We start from the raw sequence: 20,056 nt of genomic DNA, 5'->3' as shown, positions 1-20,056 counted from the left end.
TTAACAGGTTTGGACCTACCTATTCTCCCAGGTTGATCAAAGTTAAACACCTATATATATCGAATAGTATTAGAGTGTGGACAACTATATTGCCGTGATAGGATGGCCATCATATTCAAGTGAGAATAGGAGAAAAAATGCTTGTGCCTGGACATCAAAACGACTATGATGATGAAAATGTAGAAAAAACTGCCTCCTTTAAATATAACTTAGAAGGTTTTTCCATTGAACTCAACATTTACATTAATATTTACAACAACAATGACAACAACAATAATCTTGCTAATCAAGGCGGCAAGGCTGGTGTTACACTATCAGCAATTGGCGGCGGACAGATTAGTGGAAAGCGTGGGACAAACGTAAGTCAAGGCGGACAGATCGCTAAAGAAGTCGAACCAAACGTAAATCAAACGGGACAGATGGCTAAAAAAGAGCGAGAAAGTAACAGCGAAGAAGGTATTGTGGTAGAGGATTCTGAAATTGGTGACAGCGGACGGAATACTGATGAAGACGGCGACCTCCGTAATTTTACTTAAGTCTTTTCACCATACCAAAAGTTCTATTAGTTTTCTTCTTCTAGCCATCACTTCCATCTCCTTCCCCTCAAATTTCGTTTAAAAGCTTTTAAATGATTAAGTGTAAAATTGTGGATTTTGTTGAACATGGCTCCTCTGCTTATGAGCTCCGTGAAAGGTATGTGATACAAAAGTAGATGATATGAATACTATTGGTGCGTAGGTTCATACAGCCTATAATAACACCGAATATGTCAATAATTTGAAAAAACCGTTTGCTTTTGGAGCAAACGGTTTTTTTAATCGGGAGAAAAAGTAACTTGACAAAAGAGTGGTAAAAAATACTTTTTCTCAAAAAAGGAGTCAATGCTCAAAAAGGAGAATGTATGTATTTGGAAAATAATCGAGGGGGTTATTATATGGCATGGGTGTATGTAATCATAGCTACTTTGGCTGGAGTTTGTTCAGCTACTCAAGCTCCCATTAATGGGGGACTTGGAAAGCGAATCGGGAGCTTAGAAGCGGCGTGGGTGTCTTTTTTCGTTGGGACGGTGATGTTAACATTGATTGTTTTGTTTTTTGGTAAAGGTGCTCTCGGTCAATTTTTACAAGTCCCTCGTTGGTTATTACTTGGCGGATTGTTAGGGACTGGCTTTGTTGTTTTTGTCATTATATCCGTACCTAAGCTAGGAGTAGCCACCACCATCATTGCGGTCATGAGCGGGCAAGTCATCTCTAGTATTCTCATTGACACATTCGGCTGGTTTGGCAGTCCGAAAATAGCATTTAACGGGTATCGAGTAGCGGGGGCTATTTGTTTGATCATGGCACTTTTATTTTTGTATCGTGGTACTCAGCCTTCATAAAAAGTGAACAATTCACGACAATACGGCTTCGATGATTGTCAAATGCCAACAGACATTTTATACTATATGGGAATTAAGCACATCATGTTTGAATCACTGGCTCATTGGTGATGATTAGTAGTATAGGTGGTTGTTTGATGATTTTCTAAAATTCGGGCGTGAAAAATGTTGACGAATATTATACAATAATATGACGGGCATATTTATGCCTGTTTAGTTTTGCATTAGAAAGGGGATTTTTCATGAACGAGAAACAACGTTTAGAATCACAACAAGTGAACCCTGTGAATCCATCGGACAAAAAATCCGAGAAGGATTACAGTAAATATTTTGAAAGAGTATATATTCCTCCATCCTTAAAAGATGCAAAAAAACGCGGGAAAGAAGAAGTCAAATATCATAAAGACTTCGAAATTCCTGAAGAATTTAGAGGGATGGGGAACGGGCGTAAATTCTACATCCGTACGTATGGTTGCCAAATGAACGAACACGATACGGAAGTCATGGCCGGTATTTTTATGGAGCTTGGCTATGAGCCAACTGACCGTCCAGAAGATGCGAACGTGATTTTATTAAACACGTGCGCCATCCGTGAAAATGCGGAAAATAAAGTGTTCGGTGAAATTGGCCACTTAAAACCATTAAAAATGGAAAATCCTGACCTTCTTCTTGGGGTTTGTGGATGCATGTCTCAAGAAGAGTCAGTGGTTAATAAAATTTTAAAACAATATCAATATGTGGACATGATTTTCGGTACGCACAACATTCACCGTCTTCCTTACATTTTAAATGAGGCCTACATGTCTAAGGAAATGGTCGTCGAAGTATGGTCAAAAGAAGGAGACGTAATTGAAAACTTACCGAAAGTACGTAAAGGAAACATTAAAGCATGGGTTAACATTATGTACGGATGCGATAAATTCTGTACGTACTGTATCGTCCCGTATACACGTGGTAAAGAGCGTAGCCGTCGTCCAGAAGACATTATCCAAGAAGTACGTCATTTAGCAGCTCAAGGTTATAAAGAAATCACCCTTCTTGGTCAAAACGTAAACGCGTATGGTAAAGACTTTGAAGATATGGAATACGGTTTAGGTGACTTAATGGATGAATTACGCAAAATCGATATCCCGCGAATTCGTTTCACAACGAGCCACCCACGTGACTTTGACGATCGTCTAATCGAAGTTTTAGCGAAACGCGGAAACTTAGTTGAGCACATTCACTTACCAGTTCAATCTGGATCTAGTGATATTTTAAAAATTATGGCTCGTAAATATACGCGTGAGCAATATTTAGAGCTCGTTCGTAAAATTAAAGAAGCGATTCCGGATGTAGCGTTAACGACTGACATTATCGTCGGCTTCCCGAATGAAACAGAAGAGCAATTCGAAGAAACGTTATCTTTATATCGTGAAGTAGAATTTGACTCTGCTTATACGTTCATTTACTCACCACGTGAAGGAACTCCTGCGGCGAAAATGAAAGATAACGTGCCAATGGAAGTAAAAAAAGAACGTCTGCAACGACTTAATAACCTTGTAAACGAAATTTCCGCGAAGAAAATGAAAGAATACGAAGGAAAAGTCGTCGAAGTTCTTGTGGAAGGTGAATCTAAAAATAATCCAGACATTTTAGCGGGTTACACTCGTAAAAATAAACTCGTTAACTTTAAAGGACCAAAATCAGCGATTGGTCAGCTGGTAAAAGTAAAAATTACAAAAGCGAAAACATGGACTCTTGACGGGGAAATGGTGGAAGAAGCAATCGAGGTGAAATAAAAATGGCCAAATATACAAAAGATGACATTATGGAGCGCGCCAAAGAGTTAGCGAAAATGATTGCCGAAACAGAAGAAGTTGACTTTTTTAAACGCGCGGAAGCACAAATTCACGAAAATCAAAAAGTACGTGAGCTAATTGCCAGTCTGAAAAGCTTACAAAAGCAAGCAGTGAACTTCCAGCATTACGGGAAAACAGAAGCGTTAAAAATGGTGGAAGAAAAAATTGAGAAAATCGAAAAGGAATTAGATGAACTGCCAATTGTTCAAGAATTTAAGCAATCGCAAGTGGAAGTAAACGATTTGCTACAAATTGTCGCTTCAACGATTTCAAATACTGTAACAGACGAAATCATTTTATCCACAGGTGGCGACCTTCTCCGTGGTGAAACAGGTGCCAAAGTAAAAAATAGCTACCCTGGTAGCTGCAGTTAATTTGTCATTCCCTCACAGAAAAGTCTGTGGGGGATTTTTTACAGGGTTCTGATAAACGATACTTTGATATTTATACATTCCGCTTGTGGGGGACGCTTTCCGCGGGCAAGCCGCAAGCCGCGCTCAAGTAAGGGTCTTGCGGCTTCTTGTTCCCGCTGGAGTCGCCGCCGTGTGAATCACTTGCTAAAAAACAACTTTGACATATAACATAGCAGCATTTTACAAAAAAATAGGGAAATCCTACTTTTTGTCAATAGATGGTCTTTTTTGTTATCGTATAGTGGTGAAGTTATTCATGGAGAGGAAGAACAGCATGAGTGATCGGAATAAAGGCGTTTTATTATTACTTTTATCTGCCTTTGGATTTGCGATGATGTCCGCCTTTGTCAAGTTATCAGGCGATTTACCGACCGTACAAAAAACGTTATTTCGAAATGCGATATCAGCTCTCGTCGCTTTTGGGATGGTGGTGTATCATCGCGAACGGCTTTTTGGAAAAAAAGAAAATCAACCACTGTTATTACTTCGCTCCATCCTTGGTATGCTCGGCATCTTGTTTTATTTTTATTCAATTGACCATTTAGTCCTGTCGGATGCGGATATGCTTAACAAGTTAAGTCCGTTTTTATTAATTATTTTTTCCGCTATATTTTTAAAGGAAAAAGCAAAACCTTTTCAAATGACGTCGATTATCATTGCCTTTCTCGGTACATTGTTTGTTATCAAACCGCAATTTAACGTGGATATTATCCCGTATGCAGCCGGAATTGCTTCATCCGTGTTTGCTGCTGGTGCGTATACGGTGTTACGTGCGCTAGGGAACAGGGAAAAATATTATACGATTGTCTTTTACTTTTCCTTTTTCACGACGATCATGATGCTGCCATTTGTTCTTTTTACGTACGTACCGATGACACTTGAGCAATGGATCTATCTCTTGTTAGCGGGAGTTTTTGCTACCCTTGGTCAATTTGGCATTACGATGGCTTATAAATTTGCTCCGGCAAAAGAAATATCTATCTTTTTTTATTCGAATATTGTTTTTTCCACGCTGTTAAGTATGTTTATTTTCGGTCAAACACCAGATCTATTCAGTATCATCGGCTATCTCATCATTTTTAGTGCTTCGCTTTATATGTTTGTAAAAAATAATGCGGAAGAAAAACAAGCGAAAGCAGCGTAAAATGTGTAAACACCTCCACTTCAAAAAAGATGGAGGTGTTTTTTGTACATAATTTTCTTTATAGATTAGTGAAGTTTTCCGAAAAAGGCGCATACAATGAATTATGACCGAATGTATGTCATTATCTTTAGGTTTCTTCATCGCACATTTGTCATTTGTCCCACATAAGATGATATGAAATTGAATGAGGAGGGTTCGCTCGATGGCAGATTACAGAGAGATTATTACAAAATCAATCGTCGCAAAAGGACGTAAATTCACGCAATCCAATCATACGATTAATCCACCCCATCCACCTTCGAGCATATTAGGCTGCTGGATTATTAATCATTCCTACCGTGCACGGAAACAAGGGAAAAAGGTGGAAATTGTTGGCCAATACGATATTAACGTCTGGTATTCTCATCATGACAACACGAAAACAAGCGTTGTCACTGAAACGGTGGATTATGCAGATGTAATCAAACTGAGATACCGTGATTCAGATGTCATTGATGACAAAGAAGTCGTTGCCCGTGTGATACAACAGCCTAACTGCGTCGAGGCGGAAATTGCCAAAGGAAACAAGATTGTTGTCAACGTAGAAAGAGAATTTTTAGCCGAAGTCATCGGTGAAACAAAAGTCGTCGTAAACATTACCCAAGGTAACTTTAGCGACGATGATGATTGGGATTTCGATGACGTCGATGACGACGAATTAGAAGAAGAAATTAACCCTGAGTTTTTAGAAAGTTCCAAAGAACGTTAACCGGCTAGGAAGGTAATCTTCCTAGTTTTTTTCTTGTTTGATAAATATAAAATATTAGATGGTAGCTGTCCCTTAGAGGGAGCATGAAAGAAGAAAAGATTGGTGATGGAAAATGTTAGAAAATAAATGTTATAATAAAAAATGTAGGAATTTTCCGTCATTCGAGGTGATACACATGAAAAAAAGAACACACGCGCTCGTCGTTGGGGGGACCGGCATGTTAGCGGACGTATGCTTGTGGCTTACAAACAACGGGTATCATGTTTCGGTTATCGGACGCAATGGAAAAAAACATCAGCGTCTGAACGAACGAGCGCCATATCCTGAGCGAATAACAAACCTTGTCGTTGATTATACGGACTATGAGTCGGTTAAAAATCAGCTCCGTCAAACAATGAACAAATATGGACCCATTAATTTAGTTGTGAGCTGGAGTCAATCGAATGACAATTTAGAAGTTATGAGTCAACTTATAGCAACTGAAACGGAGCAATGGCTTCTTTACCATGTAAAAGGGAGCCGACGGTATTTCCAGCAAGAAACGATTCATTTGCCGCCAAACTGTTTGTATCGTGAAGTGTATTTAGGCTTTGTGTTAGAAGGAAACCATTCTAGATGGCTGACTCATGAAGAAATCTCACAAGGCGTAATTCGTAGTTTGATAGAAGATCAAAAGAAGGCAATCGTTGGCACGCTAGAGCCTTATGAAAAGAGGCCGTCGTATTAAAAAATAGGAAAATGTATATAGCTCGACTTGTTGAAGCCGAGCTTGTTTCGTCTATTGCTTAGGTGCTTGTCCTGACACTTTATCCAATTTTTTCTCAATTCTATCCAATTGCTCTTTCCTTTTCTTTGATGAACGAACAAAAAATATAATTGCGGCGATAAACACGATAGGGATCAAAATTGTAAATAACAGATAAATGATGTCACCGATATACATTATCTTTTCACCTCGTTTTGGTATATTATACCATATCTATTATATTAAAAGAATGCTTGTTTATTAGGAACAAACGTTTAGAAAAAAGCCATTGGAAAAGAAACGAGATCGTATCACGATTTAAACGTTAACTTCCATTCCTTGTCAAATACGGTCTCAATGGTCTTTCGGAACGATGACACCGCATGAACACATCTTGCGACATTTGAAAATAACGACACCATTCATTTTCTGAAATGACTTTTTTTGCCTCCCTTCTAACTCCAAATAAAAAATATACATCATCCGTCTTTTTTACTTTCTCCCATAGCCTTGTGGCTTCTTACCTGTAGATATGAGCTCCGCCATTTCTGGGTAATATGTGTGAATTAGTTGATAAGATTCATCCGCAAGTACCCCTCCCTTATAGGCTTTTATCCGTTTTTCGATGTAGGGATTCGCTTGGATAAATTTATCTAGTTGGAAATATCGATCGTGACAGCCAAAGACGACGTACGGAATGTTGGCCATCACAATGGTCGTTAAACACATGATACAAGGCTCTAACGTTGTGTATAAGACGCAATCATATGAGTATTTTTTTAAAAAAGAGGCGCATTGATGCATCGCCATTACTTCCGCGTGGGCAATTTTACTGTCTAATGTGGAAAAGCGGTTCGAGCCTCGGGCGATGATACGATTTTCATGGACAATCACACATCCGATCGGACGGTCGCCCCGTTTCGCTGCTTCTTCGGCTTCTTTTAATGCTTCTTTCATAAATTTTTCGTGGTTCATTTCATGAAATACAACGGACATGGAAACTCTCCTCACATAAAAACGTAAAATTCAGACTTTTTTATTATGGCACAATTTTCCTTCAACGTCTATCCAATTTGTTTTTAAAGAGTGATAGAAAAAGTATGATATAATGTAAATTCGAGAGATGAGTACGTTAATAGAAAGGGTTAGACATATATGGCCAAATACACGCCGATGATTCAACAATACTTACAAATCAAGGCAGATTATCAAGATGCCTTTTTATTTTTTCGTTTAGGCGATTTTTACGAAATGTTTTTTGATGATGCAGTTAAAGCAGCTCAAGAACTGGAAATTACATTAACGAGCCGCGACGGTGGGGACGAACGGATTCCGATGTGTGGTGTCCCTTATCATTCGGCATCCAGCTATATTGAGCAGCTCATTGAAAAAGGATATAAAGTCGCAATTTGTGAACAAACCGAAGACCCAAAGCAAGCAAAAGGGGTCGTCAAACGGGAAGTCGTTCAACTCATCACCCCGGGAACGGTGATGGAAGGAAAAGGACTTGCCGACAAAGAAAACAACTTTATCGCGACAGTCAGTGATTTTTCGGACAACACGTACGGATTAGCGGCCATTGACTTAACGACCGGTGAGCATAAAGTCACATTGTTAAACGGTTCCTTTGACTTGGTATTAAATGAATTAGCTACACTAGGAGCGAAAGAAGTCGTTGTTGCCTCCTCGTTTGACGGAGAACTTCAGCGAGCAATGCGCGAGCGATCGGTAGTAACCATTTCGTTTGAAGACGACGAGTCCGTTCGCGACGCCTTTTCCCATTTGTTAACGCCGCTAACCCAAGACAAAATGCGCGTTACGGTTGCGCGACTATTAAACTATTTGTTCCGTACCCAAAAACGAAGCCTAGAACATTTACAAGAAGCAGCCCCATACCACATTCATCAATACATGAAAATCGATTATTTTTCGAAACGCAACTTAGAATTAACGGAAACAATTCGCACGAAAGGTAGGAAAGGTTCGCTTCTTTGGCTTTTAGATGACACGATGACCGCGATGGGCGGCCGTCTGTTAAAACAATGGATCGACCGTCCACTATTGGACCTTCAAGAAATTGAACGCCGCTTAACTTTAGTAGAAGCGTTGAAAGAGCATTATTTTGAGCGCCAAGATCTTCGCGAATTATTAAAAGAAGTGTACGATTTAGAACGGTTAGCTGGACGTGTCGCTTTTGGTAACGTCAACGCTCGGGACTTAGTGCAATTACGCCGTTCGCTACAGCAAATTCCAGCGATTCAATCCGTCCTTCGTCAACTTGGAAACGATGAGGCGGACAAGCTTGCAGATAACATGGATCCACTAGAAGAGATGACTGATCGTCTGGAACGTGCCCTAGTGGACCAACCACCGTTAAGCGTGAAAGAAGGGGGCATTATTCGCGAAGGATATCATCAAGAACTCGATACGTATCGCGATGCGAGCAAAAACGGGAAAAGCTGGATTGCGCAACTCGAACGTGAAGAACGCGAACGGACGGGGATTAAGTCATTAAAAATTGGGTACAACCGGGTATTCGGTTATTACATTGAAGTGACGAAAGCAAACTTGCACTTGTTAGAAGAAGGGCGTTATGAACGAAAACAAACGTTAACAAATGCCGAACGGTTTATTACACCAGAACTAAAAGAAAAAGAAGCGCTTATTTTACAAGCAGAAGAAAAAAGCATGCAGCTTGAATACGAGTTATTCGTGGAGTTACGTGAATATGTAAAACCGTTTATTCCACGCCTGCAGCAGTTGGCAAAAGTAGTAAGCGAAATCGACGTGTTGCAATGCTTTGCGACAGTCAGTGAAGAAAGACACTACGTTCGACCAACATTTAATGAAGAACGCCGTCTTGTCATCGAAGAAGGGCGTCACCCGGTAGTCGAAAAAGTGATGCGTTCCCAAGAATACGTTCCGAACGATTGTTATATGGACCGCGAGCGCGAAATGCTGTTAATTACGGGACCAAACATGTCGGGTAAAAGTACGTACATGCGTCAAATTGCCTTAACGGCGATTTTAGCTCAAATCGGTTGTTACGTTCCGGCTAAACGAGCGGATCTGCCGATTTTTGACCAAGTGTTTACCCGTATTGGGGCAGCTGATGACCTCATTTCCGGTCAAAGTACGTTTATGGTTGAAATGCTCGAAGCAAATAACGCAATCTCCAACGCCACCCAAAACAGTTTAATTCTATTTGACGAAATTGGACGCGGAACAAGCACGTACGATGGAATGGCACTAGCACAAGCGATGATCGAATACATTCATGAACATATCGGCGCGAAAACGTTATTCTCTACCCACTACCATGAATTAACGGTGTTAGAAAACGAATTAGACAAACTGAAAAACGTCCATGTCAGCGCCATCGAACAAAACGGAAAAGTCGTCTTTTTGCACAAAATTAAAGAAGGGGCAGCGGATAAAAGCTACGGCATTCATGTTGCCGAGCTAGCTCAACTTCCAGATCAAATCATTCAGCGGGCGAATGAACTTTTAGCAACATTTGAACAAGGGGAAAAACCTGTTGTTGAAAAAACAATTGATCAATCTCCGAAACGTGAAGCAGTAGAGACAACCGAACCGATCGAACAATTGTCGTTCTTTGACGAACCGGTCAAAAAAGAAAAACCGACGCTGTCGTCCAAAGAAAAACAAGTACTCGAAGCGATAAAGGCGCTCGATATATTAGACATGACACCGATGCAAGCGTTAAACACGCTTTACGAATTGCATAAGAAAATAAAATGACGTTTAATTTTTCAAAGATAGGGGGGACAGCATGGGAAAAATTAGACAGCTCGATGACGCGTTATCGAACAAAATTGCCGCCGGTGAGGTCGTCGAACGGCCGGCATCCGTGGTAAAAGAGTTGGTCGAAAATGCGATTGATGCGAATAGTACAATCGTCGAAATTGATGTGGAAGAAGCGGGATTGCAAAAAATTCGTGTTCTTGATAACGGGGACGGGATGGAGCCGGATGATGTGCTCCTTGCGTTTCAACGCCATGCCACCAGTAAAATCAAAGACGAAAACGATTTGTTTCGCATTCGGACGTTAGGGTTCCGCGGCGAAGCCTTGCCTAGTATCGCCTCCGTATCGTGTGTGGAAGTCAAAACGAGCACGGGGGAAGAAGCTGGGACCCACGTTCGGATCGAAGGAGGCAAGGTTGTTTTACATGAGCGGACGTCCAGTCGAAAAGGGACCGATTTTACGGTCACCGATTTGTTTTACAACACACCGGCGCGACTCAAATATATGAAAACGATTCATACGGAGCTCGGAAATATTACCGATGTGGTGAACCGGCTGGCTCTTGCTCATCCAGAAGTGTCCATCCGACTACGCCATAATGGCCGGACCCTCCTGCAAACTTCCGGAAACGGAGATGTACGGCAAGTTCTCGCTTCCATTTATGGGACAAACGTCGCTCGAAAAATGATTCCGATTGAAGCGAAATCTCTAGATTTTACCGTTAAAGGGTATATTACCTTGCCGGAAGTGACGCGTGCCTCCCGTAACTATATTTCAACGATGATTAACGGTCGCTTCATTAAAAATTATGGTCTTGCGAAAGCGGTGCAAGAAGGCTATCATACGTTATTACCAATCGGGCGGTATCCAATTGTTCTTCTTTCGATTGAAATGGATCCGATTTTAGTCGATGTGAACGTCCACCCATCCAAAATGGAAGTGCGGTTAAGTAAAGAGCAAGAGCTTTTTGAATTAGTAACCAAGACGATTCAACAAGCGTTAAAACAACAAGAACTTATTCCGTCGGTTACGTCAACAATTCGCAAACCGCAGCCGAAAACGGAACAAGCATCGTTTGACTTAGACCATTTACCGGATCGTTCACCAGTCAAAAGTGAACCGCCTAAGGAGAAAGAAGCGCCAGTCGTTCAAGAGACGAAGCCATTGTTTTCACCGATGACAAAAGAAGACGAAAGAAGCGAGACAGAGGAACATCTTGAGCCAATCATGACGGATTTTGCTGCCGAATCGATTGTTAGTCAAGAAGAACCTCTTTTACAAAAACAAGCAGCAGAAACAGAAAAAGAAGAGCCCAAAAGCTCTCGCGTTCCCCCGTTATATCCGATTGGACAAATGCACGCAACTTACATTTTAGCGCAAAACGAAAACGGTCTGTACATTATCGACCAACATGCCGCGCAAGAGCGGATTAAATACGAATACTACAGGGAAAAAGTCGGCCAAGTAACGAACGAATTACAAGAACTATTAGTTCCGCTAACGCTCGAATATTCGAACGACCAATACGTCAAGATCATGGAGCACCGCGAAGAACTTGAAAAAGTCGGCGTCTTTTTAGAACCGTTTGGACACCATAGTTTTATCGTCCGGTCGCATCCGCAATGGTTTCCTAAAGGGGAAGAACAGTCGATTATCGAAGAAATGATCGAACAAGTCCTGCAAATGAAAAAAGTGGACGTGAAAAAATTGCGTGAAGAAGCGGCCATTATGATGAGCTGTAAAGCTTCGATTAAAGCGAACCAATATTTACGTCCGGATGAAATTCAAGCGCTGCTCGATGAATTACGGCAATCGTCCGATCCGTTTACTTGTCCGCACGGTCGCCCGATTATCGTTCATTTCTCCACATATGAACTAGAAAAAATGTTTAAGCGTGTGATGTAATATAAACAACCGGCAGTTTCAGTTATTCCTGAAATTGTCGGTTTTTTTGTTGACATATAATTTTCAATCAACTGAAATAAGTTGAACATAATAACATTATGTCAAGCAAAATAAAAGTATAACATCTGTTAAGAAGGTAACACTACAATCGATAAGAGTTGAAAGGAGGCATCATCATGGGACGAACGAAAAAAGGGAACGCGAATGCTCAGCGTAACAACAACGCCAAACAAAAAAACGGCTCCCCCCAATTGAACACCTTTGAAGCAATCGAAACGGAACGCAGAAATCAAAATAATGAAGAGAATGATTAATGTAAGAACAATGACATACAAACGAGAATTGTTCTGATGTGCAAAAAATCAAAAAGCAGGGTAAATGCCCTGCTTATAACTAAAATTTTTCTCTTAATTGAATATATTTCTCATAAAGTTGGAGTTTTTCTCATAAAATCGAAATTTTTTCTCATAAATTGAAAGTTTTTGCTCATAAACTTGCATGTATTTCTCATAAAGCAGAGATTTTTCTCATGAACTTGAGTTATTTCTCATAAAGTAGAAGTTTTTGCTCATAAATTTGAATTTAGTTCTCATAAAGTAGAGATTTTTCTTATGAACTTGAGTTATTTCTCATAAAGTAGGAATTTTTGCTCATAACTTGGATTGATTACTCATAAAGTTGAAGTTTTTTCTCATAAACTTGAAATTATTTCTCATAAATCGAAAGTTTTTGCTCATAAACTTGCATGTATTTCTCATAAAGCAGAGATTTTTCTCATGAACTTGAGTTATTTCTCATAAAGTAGGAATTTTTGCTCATAACTTGGATTGATTACTCATAAAGTTGGAGTTTTTCTCATAAAATCGAAATTTTTTCTCATAAATCTGAAGTTTTTGCTCATAACTTGAATTAATTTCTCATAAACTTGAAATTTTTTCTCATAAATCGAAAGTTTTTGCTCATAAATTTGGATTGATTTCTCATAAAGCTGAGTTTTTCTCATAAACCTAAATATTTTTTCCTAAATCGAAAGGTATTGCTCATAAATTTAAATTGGTTTCTCATAAAGTAGTAGTTTTTTTCATAAAATCGAAATTTTTTCTCATAAATCAAAAGTTTTTTCTCATAATCTTGAAATCTTTTCTCCTATATCAAAAAATTTCCCATAACCCGAATAATTTGCTCATAAACCTGCTTTTAGCTTCTTTCCCCGACACTGAAATAACTTGCCATTAAGTTATTTTAAGCTCCGCCTTCACAAAGGATTTTTGTTCCCACACTCTCGTTCGCCAGCGCCAAAGCATGACGAGTCCGCGAATCCATTCGTCTATGATAAAGGCGATCCAAATCCCGATTAACCCAAGGCCAAACTCGATACCAAGGAAATAGGAAATGGGTACACCCAGTCCCCACATAGACAAGATTCCCATGTATACAGGAAGTTTCACATCTCCTGCTGCCCGTAACGCATTAATGATGACCAAGTTAAACGAGCGGCCTGGTTCTAAAATTATCGTTAATAATAAAAGTGTACCCCCGGTTTGAATAATGTGATCGTTCGAAGTGAAGATAGAAAAAAGCGTATCTGAAAACATGGATACACCAATCGCCATGGCAATAGCAACGATGATTGCAAGCTTTAAACTTTTTAAACACCGATCATACGCTTCTTGAAAAGCCTTAGCCCCAACTAAATGTCCGATGATAATTTGCGTTCCTTGACTAACCGCCACGCCAAATAAAAAAATAAACATCATGATATTTTGAGTATAGATTCTCGTTGTAATTGCTTCGGTACCCATCATCGTAATAAAGTACATAATGAGCATTTGGGATGAGGTGTACGATAAATGTTCTCCTGCGGATGGAATCCCGATTTTTAATAAGTTTTTCACATGGCGCACCGGTAAAGGGAACCATAGAGAGGGCCGGATTGACAAGCTCGTTCGTTTAAGGAGTAAAACAAACAGGACTCCCATTGCCAGCACACGGCTTACGGTCGTGGAAATGGCCACCCCTTGAACACCTAACACCGGAAACCCGAACGGTCCGAATATGAACAAGTAATTGCCAAGCACATTGAGCAGATTCATCCCAATCGTAATGTACATCGTATCTCGAGTATACCCATTGCTTTTTAAAATCGCTCCCATGGTCATAATCAGTGCCTGCACAAATGAGAAACCACCAACAATGAGTAAATACCCGTAAGCTTCAGCAAATAATTCTCTTGGTAGCTTCATCAACTGTAGAATGGATTCCCCAAAAACAATTAAACATACACTAAGAAGGAGTCCGAACAGTAAGTTTCCGACAATCGATACTCTAGAGACTTCTTCCGCTTCTTGATTTTCCTTAGCCCCTAAATGCTGAGCAACTAACACAGAAGTCCCCGTAGCAATAAAACCAAACATAACGATGATGACAAATAAAATTTGATTCGCAACTCCTACAGCTGCTACGGATTCGTCTGAGTATTGGCTTAACATTAACGTATCGGCGTTCCCCATCAGCATATGGAGCAAAATTTCAATGAAAATCGGCCACGTAATGGCAAACAAGGACAGGTTTTTTACGTTCTTCATGCTGTCCACTCCTTTTGATAATTCCGACGTGCAAACTATTCTCAGTGTACTTAGGAGTGCTTATAATAGAAAGAGATGGAAACGATATGATTTGGATTATTCCGACCTAAAAGGTGAGTGAAGATGGCGCTGATTGTGTTTACTGCTCCTCCATTTCCCACGTTCATTAAAGGGGGAGAAGCAACTTTTCTTAAGGGAAAAAAGCATTTTAAACGTACGTTTTCGGTGTTTGATCTGTTGTATGTCCAAAAAGGGACCTTATTTATGACGGAAAAAAACGAGTCATATATAGTAGCTGAAGGTGAATATATGATTCTTTTAGCAGAACGAGAACATTTTGGTCATCGACCGTGTACGGAAGATACCGATTTTATTTGGGTGCATTTTATGCTTGAACACGACTATCAAGTGGTAGAAGACAAAGAAATTAGTTGGGGAGATATTTTTGAAAAAGAGGCGACCTTTGTTGAACCAGCCCGATATCAAATGCACCTTCCTCAGTACGGAAAGCTTTCGCGAAAAGAAGTCGTGGAGAAGCTGTTAATACAATTAGTCCGACTGCCGGAAGAACAAACGGTCGATTATGCGTTAAAACAGCAAATGGTGTTCTATGAATTTTTACTCCAATTGCAAAAGCAGGCGCTTCATATTCCGAGTGCGTCTGAAAACGTCTGCGAACAAGTCATATCCTATATTCATAGGCATTATCAGCAGCCGATTCAAATGAAAGATGTATCTCGCCAATTACATTTTCATCCTGATTATATGACGCGATGTATGCAAAAGACGATGGGGATGAGCCCGATGCAATATCTAACATACTATCGCTTGTCCAAAGCAAAACGCCTACTTTCAACTACTAATCTGAAAATTTCCGCCATTGCCAAAGAAGTCGGGATCGAAGATGTGACGTATTTTTCCCGGCTGTTCAAAAAAACAGAAGGAATGACGCCGATGGAATACCGTAGACAAATGAGTCGGAGTAAGTTATAAAAGAGGAGCTTGTTATCAAGACTTCTGAGTTTGTAAGACATTCGAATATCCTAATTGAGAAAAGAGTTCTTCATGAAGGAAATATACTCGATCTTTGTTGTGACCTTTGGATGAGAGATGTAATTGTTTTAACAAATATTTGGCGTGATGACGGTCATGAAGAAGGAGAAAGGAACGCAATTGTTTATTCGTAATAGTCGGCTGAAACAGTAAAAAGTAATCGTACAATGCTTGAATATGCGCAGATTTAGAGGTTGTTAAACAATTGGAACAGTGCCATTTTCCAAAAATCCGCTTCATCGGTCCATGGCTACATTTTGGACAAATGACCCCTCGTAATATGTCTATGGAATCAATGTTATACAACGTTAAAATATTTACCCGGTAAGGAGTATGGTGCTTTAATAATAGCTTTTTCAATCGATTGAGGTTATCCAACGAAAACATTCTTTTTTTATACATTTTCGACCATTTTCCGATTTGTTCTAATATTCCTTCGTCAAGGATCATTCGTTTTTCATCGTAAAAACGGCTGTTTGAAGAAGATTTTAGTATAGTAGAGGAATTACTAATAACCGCTGCATATTCGATCGGAACGGGAGGAAGTTGGTGAAGGGCTAACCAACGTTCGAACTGAAGCTGTTGTCTTTTCACTTGTAATACGGGGTTTGGAAACCGTTCTTCTTTTTCATCATGAATCCGTATCATTTGTTGGAACTGGGAATCAAATTGGAGGGTACCGGAAATGTTTTTGACTTCGAGAATAGCACAAAAATAAGGGGAAACAATGAGGGTATCTAATTGAAAAAAAGCGATGTGATCGGTTAATCGTAAATCAAAAAACAAATCATAATCTTCGTGAGGTAGTAGTTTTAATTGGTAGTCTATCCGTTGTTCACCGCGAAAGCCAGCGATTCGTTTGGATAAATCTTCTTCAATGTCTAATCGCTTCGGATGATGTTTTACAAGTCTACGTAATAAAGCCGCATTTTGTTCTATACGTAGTGGAATACCTCTAGGTTTAATAATCAAACTTCATTCCTCCTTTCTACTTCTGATTTCGATATGATGATAAAAATTCCTTCAAATTTTTTATGAGAAACTACATCTTTTTAAAATTTGATATGAGCAAAATTTGGAAATCTTTCTCAAAGTTATGAGCAAAAATTCATTAGTTAGGAGCCAAATAAACGTAGAAGTTCTATCAAATTTTAAAAAATATTTTGTGGGAAAAAGTTTAATTTTATGAGCAAAATGTCTAATTATGAGTAAAAATTCCAAAATTATGGGAAAACTCCTCGAAGATATGAGAAAAATTTTATCATGTAGGAGCAAAAATACGAATTTATGAGCAAACCCAGCATCCAGTGAATTTCTATCAAATTTTAAAAAATATTTTGTGAGAAAAAGTTTAATTTTATGAGCAAAATGTCTAATTATGAGTAAAAAATCCAAATTTATGGGAAAACTCCGCGAAGATATGAGAAAAAATTTATCATGTAGGAGCAAAAATCGAATTTATGAGCAAAGCCCAGCATCCAGTGAATTTCTATCAAATTTAAAAAAAATATTTTGTGATAAAAAGATGAATTTTATGAGCAAACGTCAAAATTTCGAGCAAATATTTCATATTTATGGGAAAACTCCGCGAAGATATGAGAAAAATTTTATCATGTAGGAGCAAAAATACGAATTTATGAGCAAACCCAGCATCCAGTGAATTTCTATCAAATTTTAAAAAATATTTTGTGAGAAAAAGTTTAATTATGAGCAAAATGTCTAATTATGAGTAAAAATTCCAAATTTATGGGAAAACTCCGCGAAGATATGAGAAAAAATTTATCATGTAGGAGCAAAAATACGAATTTATGAGCAAAGCCCAGCATCCAAAGCAGCATTTCTATCAAATTGGGATAAAGATAAATATTATGAGCAAAACATCTAAATTACGAGCAAAAATTTTAACTTTATGGGAAACCTTCGCGAATTTATGAGAAAAAATTCATGATTTAGGAGCAAATATACGAATTAATGAGCAAAACGCAGCATCTAATGAGTTTCGCATCGAATTTTTGTGGGAAAAGTTGAACTTTATGAGTAAAACGTCTAAATTACGAGCAAAAATTTCAAATTTATGGGAAACCATCACGAAATTACGAGAAAAAATCGATCATTTAAGAGCAAAATACTCAAATATGAGCAAATCATCAATTTCCATATGTTCTCCCTTTTCATAAACTAATAAAACATTTGTCTGAAAAGGATTTCATGTGCTACAATCTCTTAAAATTTTACAGCAAAGGGGGTACATCAATGGGAATTCATAACTATTTTAAAAGTTTATCTGATTTAGAAGAATTATATCGCTGTCCAGGGAAGTTTAAATATCAAAGTCATTCTGTGGCGAGTCATTCGTTTAAAGTAACAAAAATCGCTCAGTTTTTAGGAACGGTCGAAGAACAAATGGGGCGTACGGTCGATTGGAAAGCGTTATATGAAAAAGCACTCAACCACGATTATCCAGAGTTGTTCACTGGAGATATTAAGACACCGGTCAAATATGCCTCCAACGAATTAAAAGAACTTTTTAACCAAGTGGAAAAACAAATGACGGAAAAGTTTATTTTAAAAGAGTTTCCGAAGGAGTATCAGGATGTATACTTCCGCCGCTTTACGGAAGCAAAAGACGACACGTTAGAAGGAAAAATTTTAGCGGTAGCGGATAAAATTGACTTGTTGTACGAGTCGTTTGGAGAAATTCAAAAAGGGAATCCAGAGCCGCTCTTTTTAGAAATGTACGAAGAGGCATTAGACACCATTTGCCAGTATGATGATTTACATTGTGTTCAATATTTCTTAAAAAATATTTTACCGGAGATGCTGGAAGAAGAAGGAATTCCTGCTATGAAACTATCCGAAATAACCGAAATGATTATCAATCGTCATGAAAAAGAATAAGGAGGTAAGGAAATGCCAATATTTAATCAACAAATACTACCCGCCGTCCGGTCGATGAAGGATTTTGACCTCCTTCTCCGGACGAACTATACATACGGCGTCTTTTTGGACATGCATGTAGGAATGGTAAAGAGCGTGTTTCAATACGCCAAACAAGCCAATAAACAAATGTTTTTACACATGGATTTGATCCATGGGCTTAAAAGTGACGAGTATGCAACCGAGTATGTTTGCCAAGAAATTAAGCCGTATGGGATCATTTCCACGAAAGGAAACGTCATTATAAAAGCAAAACAAAAGGGGGTTTACGCGATTCAACGTGCGTTTATTATCGACTCCTCAGCGATGGAAAAAAGCATTAAACTCGTCCAAAAAACCGAACCCCACTTTATCGAAGTCCTGCCTGGAGTGGTCCCGAAAGTTGTCCAAAAACTAAAACAAGAAACCGGCATCGATATTATTGCTGGTGGGCTGATTGAAACGGTGGAAGAAGTAGATGCCATTTTACAAGCCGGGGCCTGTGCAATCACGACATCCAACGTTGATTTATGGAAACACTTCGAACCAAATTATTAATTTATTTGAAAATTTTGGAGAAAGTATATTGACAACGCTTACAAAATCTACTAACATCATAGATAAGTTAATACATAGTGTTAGAGAAATGGAGACACACAGTTCCTTATGTAGAGTAGGATACGTGTGTCTCTTTTTTTAATCAAAGTAAAAAAGGAGGTCACTAACATGTCAGCATTTTTCGGAGAAATTGTCGGAACAGCTATTTTAATTATTTTAGGAGGAGGTGTTTGTGCCGGAGTTAGTTTAAAAAAATCGTTTGCGCATAATTCAGGATGGATCGTCATCACGTTTGGATGGGGACTTGGGGTAGCGGTTGCTGTCTATGCCGTTGGTCAAATCAGCGGCGCTCATATCAACCCAGCGGTGACCTTAGCTTTAGCGTTTACTGGGGATTTTCCATGGAGTGACGTACCAAACTATATTCTTGCGCAAATGATTGGTGCATTTATAGGTGCATGTATCGTCTTTTTACACTACTTCCCGCATTGGAAAGTGACCGATGATCCAGGAGCGAAGTTAGGAGTATTTTCTACAGGACCAGCGATTCCACATTATTTTTCCAACTTAATAAGCGAAATCATAGGTACATTTGTTTTAGTAGTCAGTATTTTAGCCATTGGTGCTAACGAATTTACCGAAGGTCTGAACCCATTAATCGTTGGATTCCTTATTGTGAGCATCGGATTATCGCTTGGAGGAACGACTGGATACGCGATTAACCCGGCACGTGATTTAGGTCCCCGCATTGCTCACTTTTTGCTTCCGATCCCTGGAAAAGGAAGCTCGAACTGGGGGTACGCTTGGGTACCAGTGGTTGGACCATTGTTAGGTGGTTCGTTTGGAGGTTTATTCTATAAAGCAATCTTTTTAGGTAAAATGGTTACACCATTCTGGGTGTTGCTTGTTACCATCGTATTGGTATTAATGCTTGCCTCTTTATTGGATAAGAAAGTAAGCGCTTCAACACACTCAAAACAAATCTCTGTGTAAGAAAGGAG

General features: G+C 39.1%; 18 protein-coding genes. 14 read left to right on the top strand and 4 right to left on the bottom strand.

From position 1 onward, the window contains the following. The first annotated feature begins 143 nt into the window (after positions 1 to 143). The 7 genes from H0Z31_07040 (at position 144) to H0Z31_07010 (ending at position 6,254) form a co-directional block, all read left to right on the top strand. Complete coding sequence (locus H0Z31_07040; protein MBO8177191.1) at positions 144 to 536, top strand: hypothetical protein; 393 nt, start codon at positions 144 to 146, stop codon at positions 534 to 536. Between the two features lie 398 nt (positions 537 to 934). After that, positions 935 to 1,381 (top strand): DMT family transporter, encoded by a 447-nt coding sequence (locus H0Z31_07035; protein MBO8177190.1) that lies wholly within the window; start codon positions 935 to 937, stop codon positions 1,379 to 1,381. 242 nt (positions 1,382 to 1,623) lie between these two features. Next, positions 1,624 to 3,162 carry a tRNA (N6-isopentenyl adenosine(37)-C2)-methylthiotransferase MiaB gene (miaB, locus tag H0Z31_07030; protein MBO8177189.1) on the top strand — a complete coding sequence of 513 codons (1,539 nt, stop codon included), beginning with the start codon at positions 1,624 to 1,626 and terminating at the stop codon, positions 3,160 to 3,162. A gap of 2 nt (positions 3,163 to 3,164) precedes the next feature. After that, the gene (locus H0Z31_07025) at positions 3,165 to 3,596 is read left to right on the top strand and encodes a RicAFT regulatory complex protein RicA family protein (GenBank protein ID MBO8177188.1); all 432 of its coding nucleotides are present in this window, start codon (positions 3,165 to 3,167) and stop codon (positions 3,594 to 3,596) included. Positions 3,597 to 3,909: 313 nt separating this feature from the next. Beyond that, complete coding sequence (locus tag H0Z31_07020; GenBank protein ID MBO8177187.1) at positions 3,910 to 4,779, top strand: DMT family transporter; 870 nt, start codon at positions 3,910 to 3,912, stop codon at positions 4,777 to 4,779. A gap of 202 nt (positions 4,780 to 4,981) precedes the next feature. After that, positions 4,982 to 5,527: an outer spore coat protein CotE gene (gene cotE / locus H0Z31_07015; protein ID MBO8177186.1), complete on the top strand. Its 546-nt coding sequence runs from the start codon at positions 4,982 to 4,984 to the stop codon at positions 5,525 to 5,527. Between the two features lie 175 nt (positions 5,528 to 5,702). Then, positions 5,703 to 6,254 carry a short-chain dehydrogenase gene (locus H0Z31_07010; GenBank protein MBO8177185.1) on the top strand — a complete coding sequence of 184 codons (552 nt, stop codon included), beginning with the start codon at positions 5,703 to 5,705 and terminating at the stop codon, positions 6,252 to 6,254. A 51-nt stretch (positions 6,255 to 6,305) separates the two neighbouring features. Here the strand turns inward: H0Z31_07010 and H0Z31_07005 are convergent, their stop codons facing one another. Together H0Z31_07005 and H0Z31_07000 are read right to left on the bottom strand one after the other, a co-directional pair. Beyond that, complete coding sequence (locus tag H0Z31_07005; protein MBO8177184.1) at positions 6,306 to 6,470, bottom strand: DUF4083 family protein; 165 nt, start codon at positions 6,468 to 6,470, stop codon at positions 6,306 to 6,308. Positions 6,471 to 6,764: 294 nt separating this feature from the next. Continuing rightward, entirely contained in the window at positions 6,765 to 7,268 is a 504-nt protein-coding gene (locus H0Z31_07000) for a nucleoside deaminase (protein MBO8177183.1), read from the bottom strand. Between the two features lie 159 nt (positions 7,269 to 7,427). Between H0Z31_07000 and mutS the strand changes: the two genes are divergently transcribed. The 3 genes from mutS (at position 7,428) to H0Z31_06985 (ending at position 12,257) form a co-directional block, all read left to right on the top strand. Beyond that, on the top strand, positions 7,428 to 10,034 hold the full coding sequence (mutS, locus tag H0Z31_06995) for a DNA mismatch repair protein MutS (GenBank protein ID MBO8177182.1): 2,607 nt from the start codon (positions 7,428 to 7,430) through the stop codon (positions 10,032 to 10,034). Between the two features lie 31 nt (positions 10,035 to 10,065). Beyond that, entirely contained in the window at positions 10,066 to 11,943 is a 1,878-nt protein-coding gene (gene mutL, locus H0Z31_06990) for a DNA mismatch repair endonuclease MutL (protein ID MBO8177181.1), read from the top strand. A 176-nt stretch (positions 11,944 to 12,119) separates the two neighbouring features. Beyond that, positions 12,120 to 12,257, top strand: a complete 138-nt coding sequence (locus H0Z31_06985) for a hypothetical protein (GenBank protein MBO8177180.1) — start codon at positions 12,120 to 12,122, stop codon at positions 12,255 to 12,257. A 918-nt stretch (positions 12,258 to 13,175) separates the two neighbouring features. Here H0Z31_06985 and H0Z31_06980 read toward each other — a convergent pair. Continuing rightward, complete coding sequence (locus tag H0Z31_06980) at positions 13,176 to 14,528, bottom strand: MATE family efflux transporter (protein MBO8177179.1); 1,353 nt, start codon at positions 14,526 to 14,528, stop codon at positions 13,176 to 13,178. 123 nt (positions 14,529 to 14,651) lie between these two features. Here H0Z31_06980 and H0Z31_06975 point away from each other — a divergent pair, with 123 nt between their 5' ends. After that, entirely contained in the window at positions 14,652 to 15,521 is an 870-nt protein-coding gene (locus H0Z31_06975) for a helix-turn-helix transcriptional regulator (protein MBO8177178.1), read from the top strand. A 15-nt stretch (positions 15,522 to 15,536) separates the two neighbouring features. On the opposite strand, the gene H0Z31_06970 is transcribed toward H0Z31_06975, so the two are convergent. Then, entirely contained in the window at positions 15,537 to 16,553 is a 1,017-nt protein-coding gene (locus H0Z31_06970; GenBank protein ID MBO8177177.1) for an NERD domain-containing protein, read from the bottom strand. A gap of 1,281 nt (positions 16,554 to 17,834) precedes the next feature. On the opposite strand from H0Z31_06970, the gene H0Z31_06965 reads away from it, so the two are divergent. The 3 genes from H0Z31_06965 to H0Z31_06955 all read left to right on the top strand — a co-directional run bounded on the left by H0Z31_06965 (position 17,835) and on the right by H0Z31_06955 (position 20,048). After that, entirely contained in the window at positions 17,835 to 18,479 is a 645-nt protein-coding gene (locus H0Z31_06965; protein ID MBO8177176.1) for an HD domain-containing protein, read from the top strand. Between the two features lie 12 nt (positions 18,480 to 18,491). Further along, positions 18,492 to 19,055, top strand: a complete 564-nt coding sequence (locus tag H0Z31_06960; GenBank protein MBO8177175.1) for a glycerol-3-phosphate responsive antiterminator — start codon at positions 18,492 to 18,494, stop codon at positions 19,053 to 19,055. Positions 19,056 to 19,223: 168 nt separating this feature from the next. Then, positions 19,224 to 20,048 carry an aquaporin family protein gene (locus H0Z31_06955; protein ID MBO8177174.1) on the top strand — a complete coding sequence of 275 codons (825 nt, stop codon included), beginning with the start codon at positions 19,224 to 19,226 and terminating at the stop codon, positions 20,046 to 20,048. Positions 20,049 to 20,056 lie beyond the last annotated feature (8 nt).

Source organism: Bacillus sp. (in: firmicutes), from assembly GCA_017656295.1.
In the GTDB taxonomy this organism is placed as follows: domain Bacteria; phylum Bacillota; class Bacilli; order Bacillales; family JACDOC01; genus JACDOC01.
This window is presented reverse-complemented; position numbering and strand designations above follow the sequence as displayed.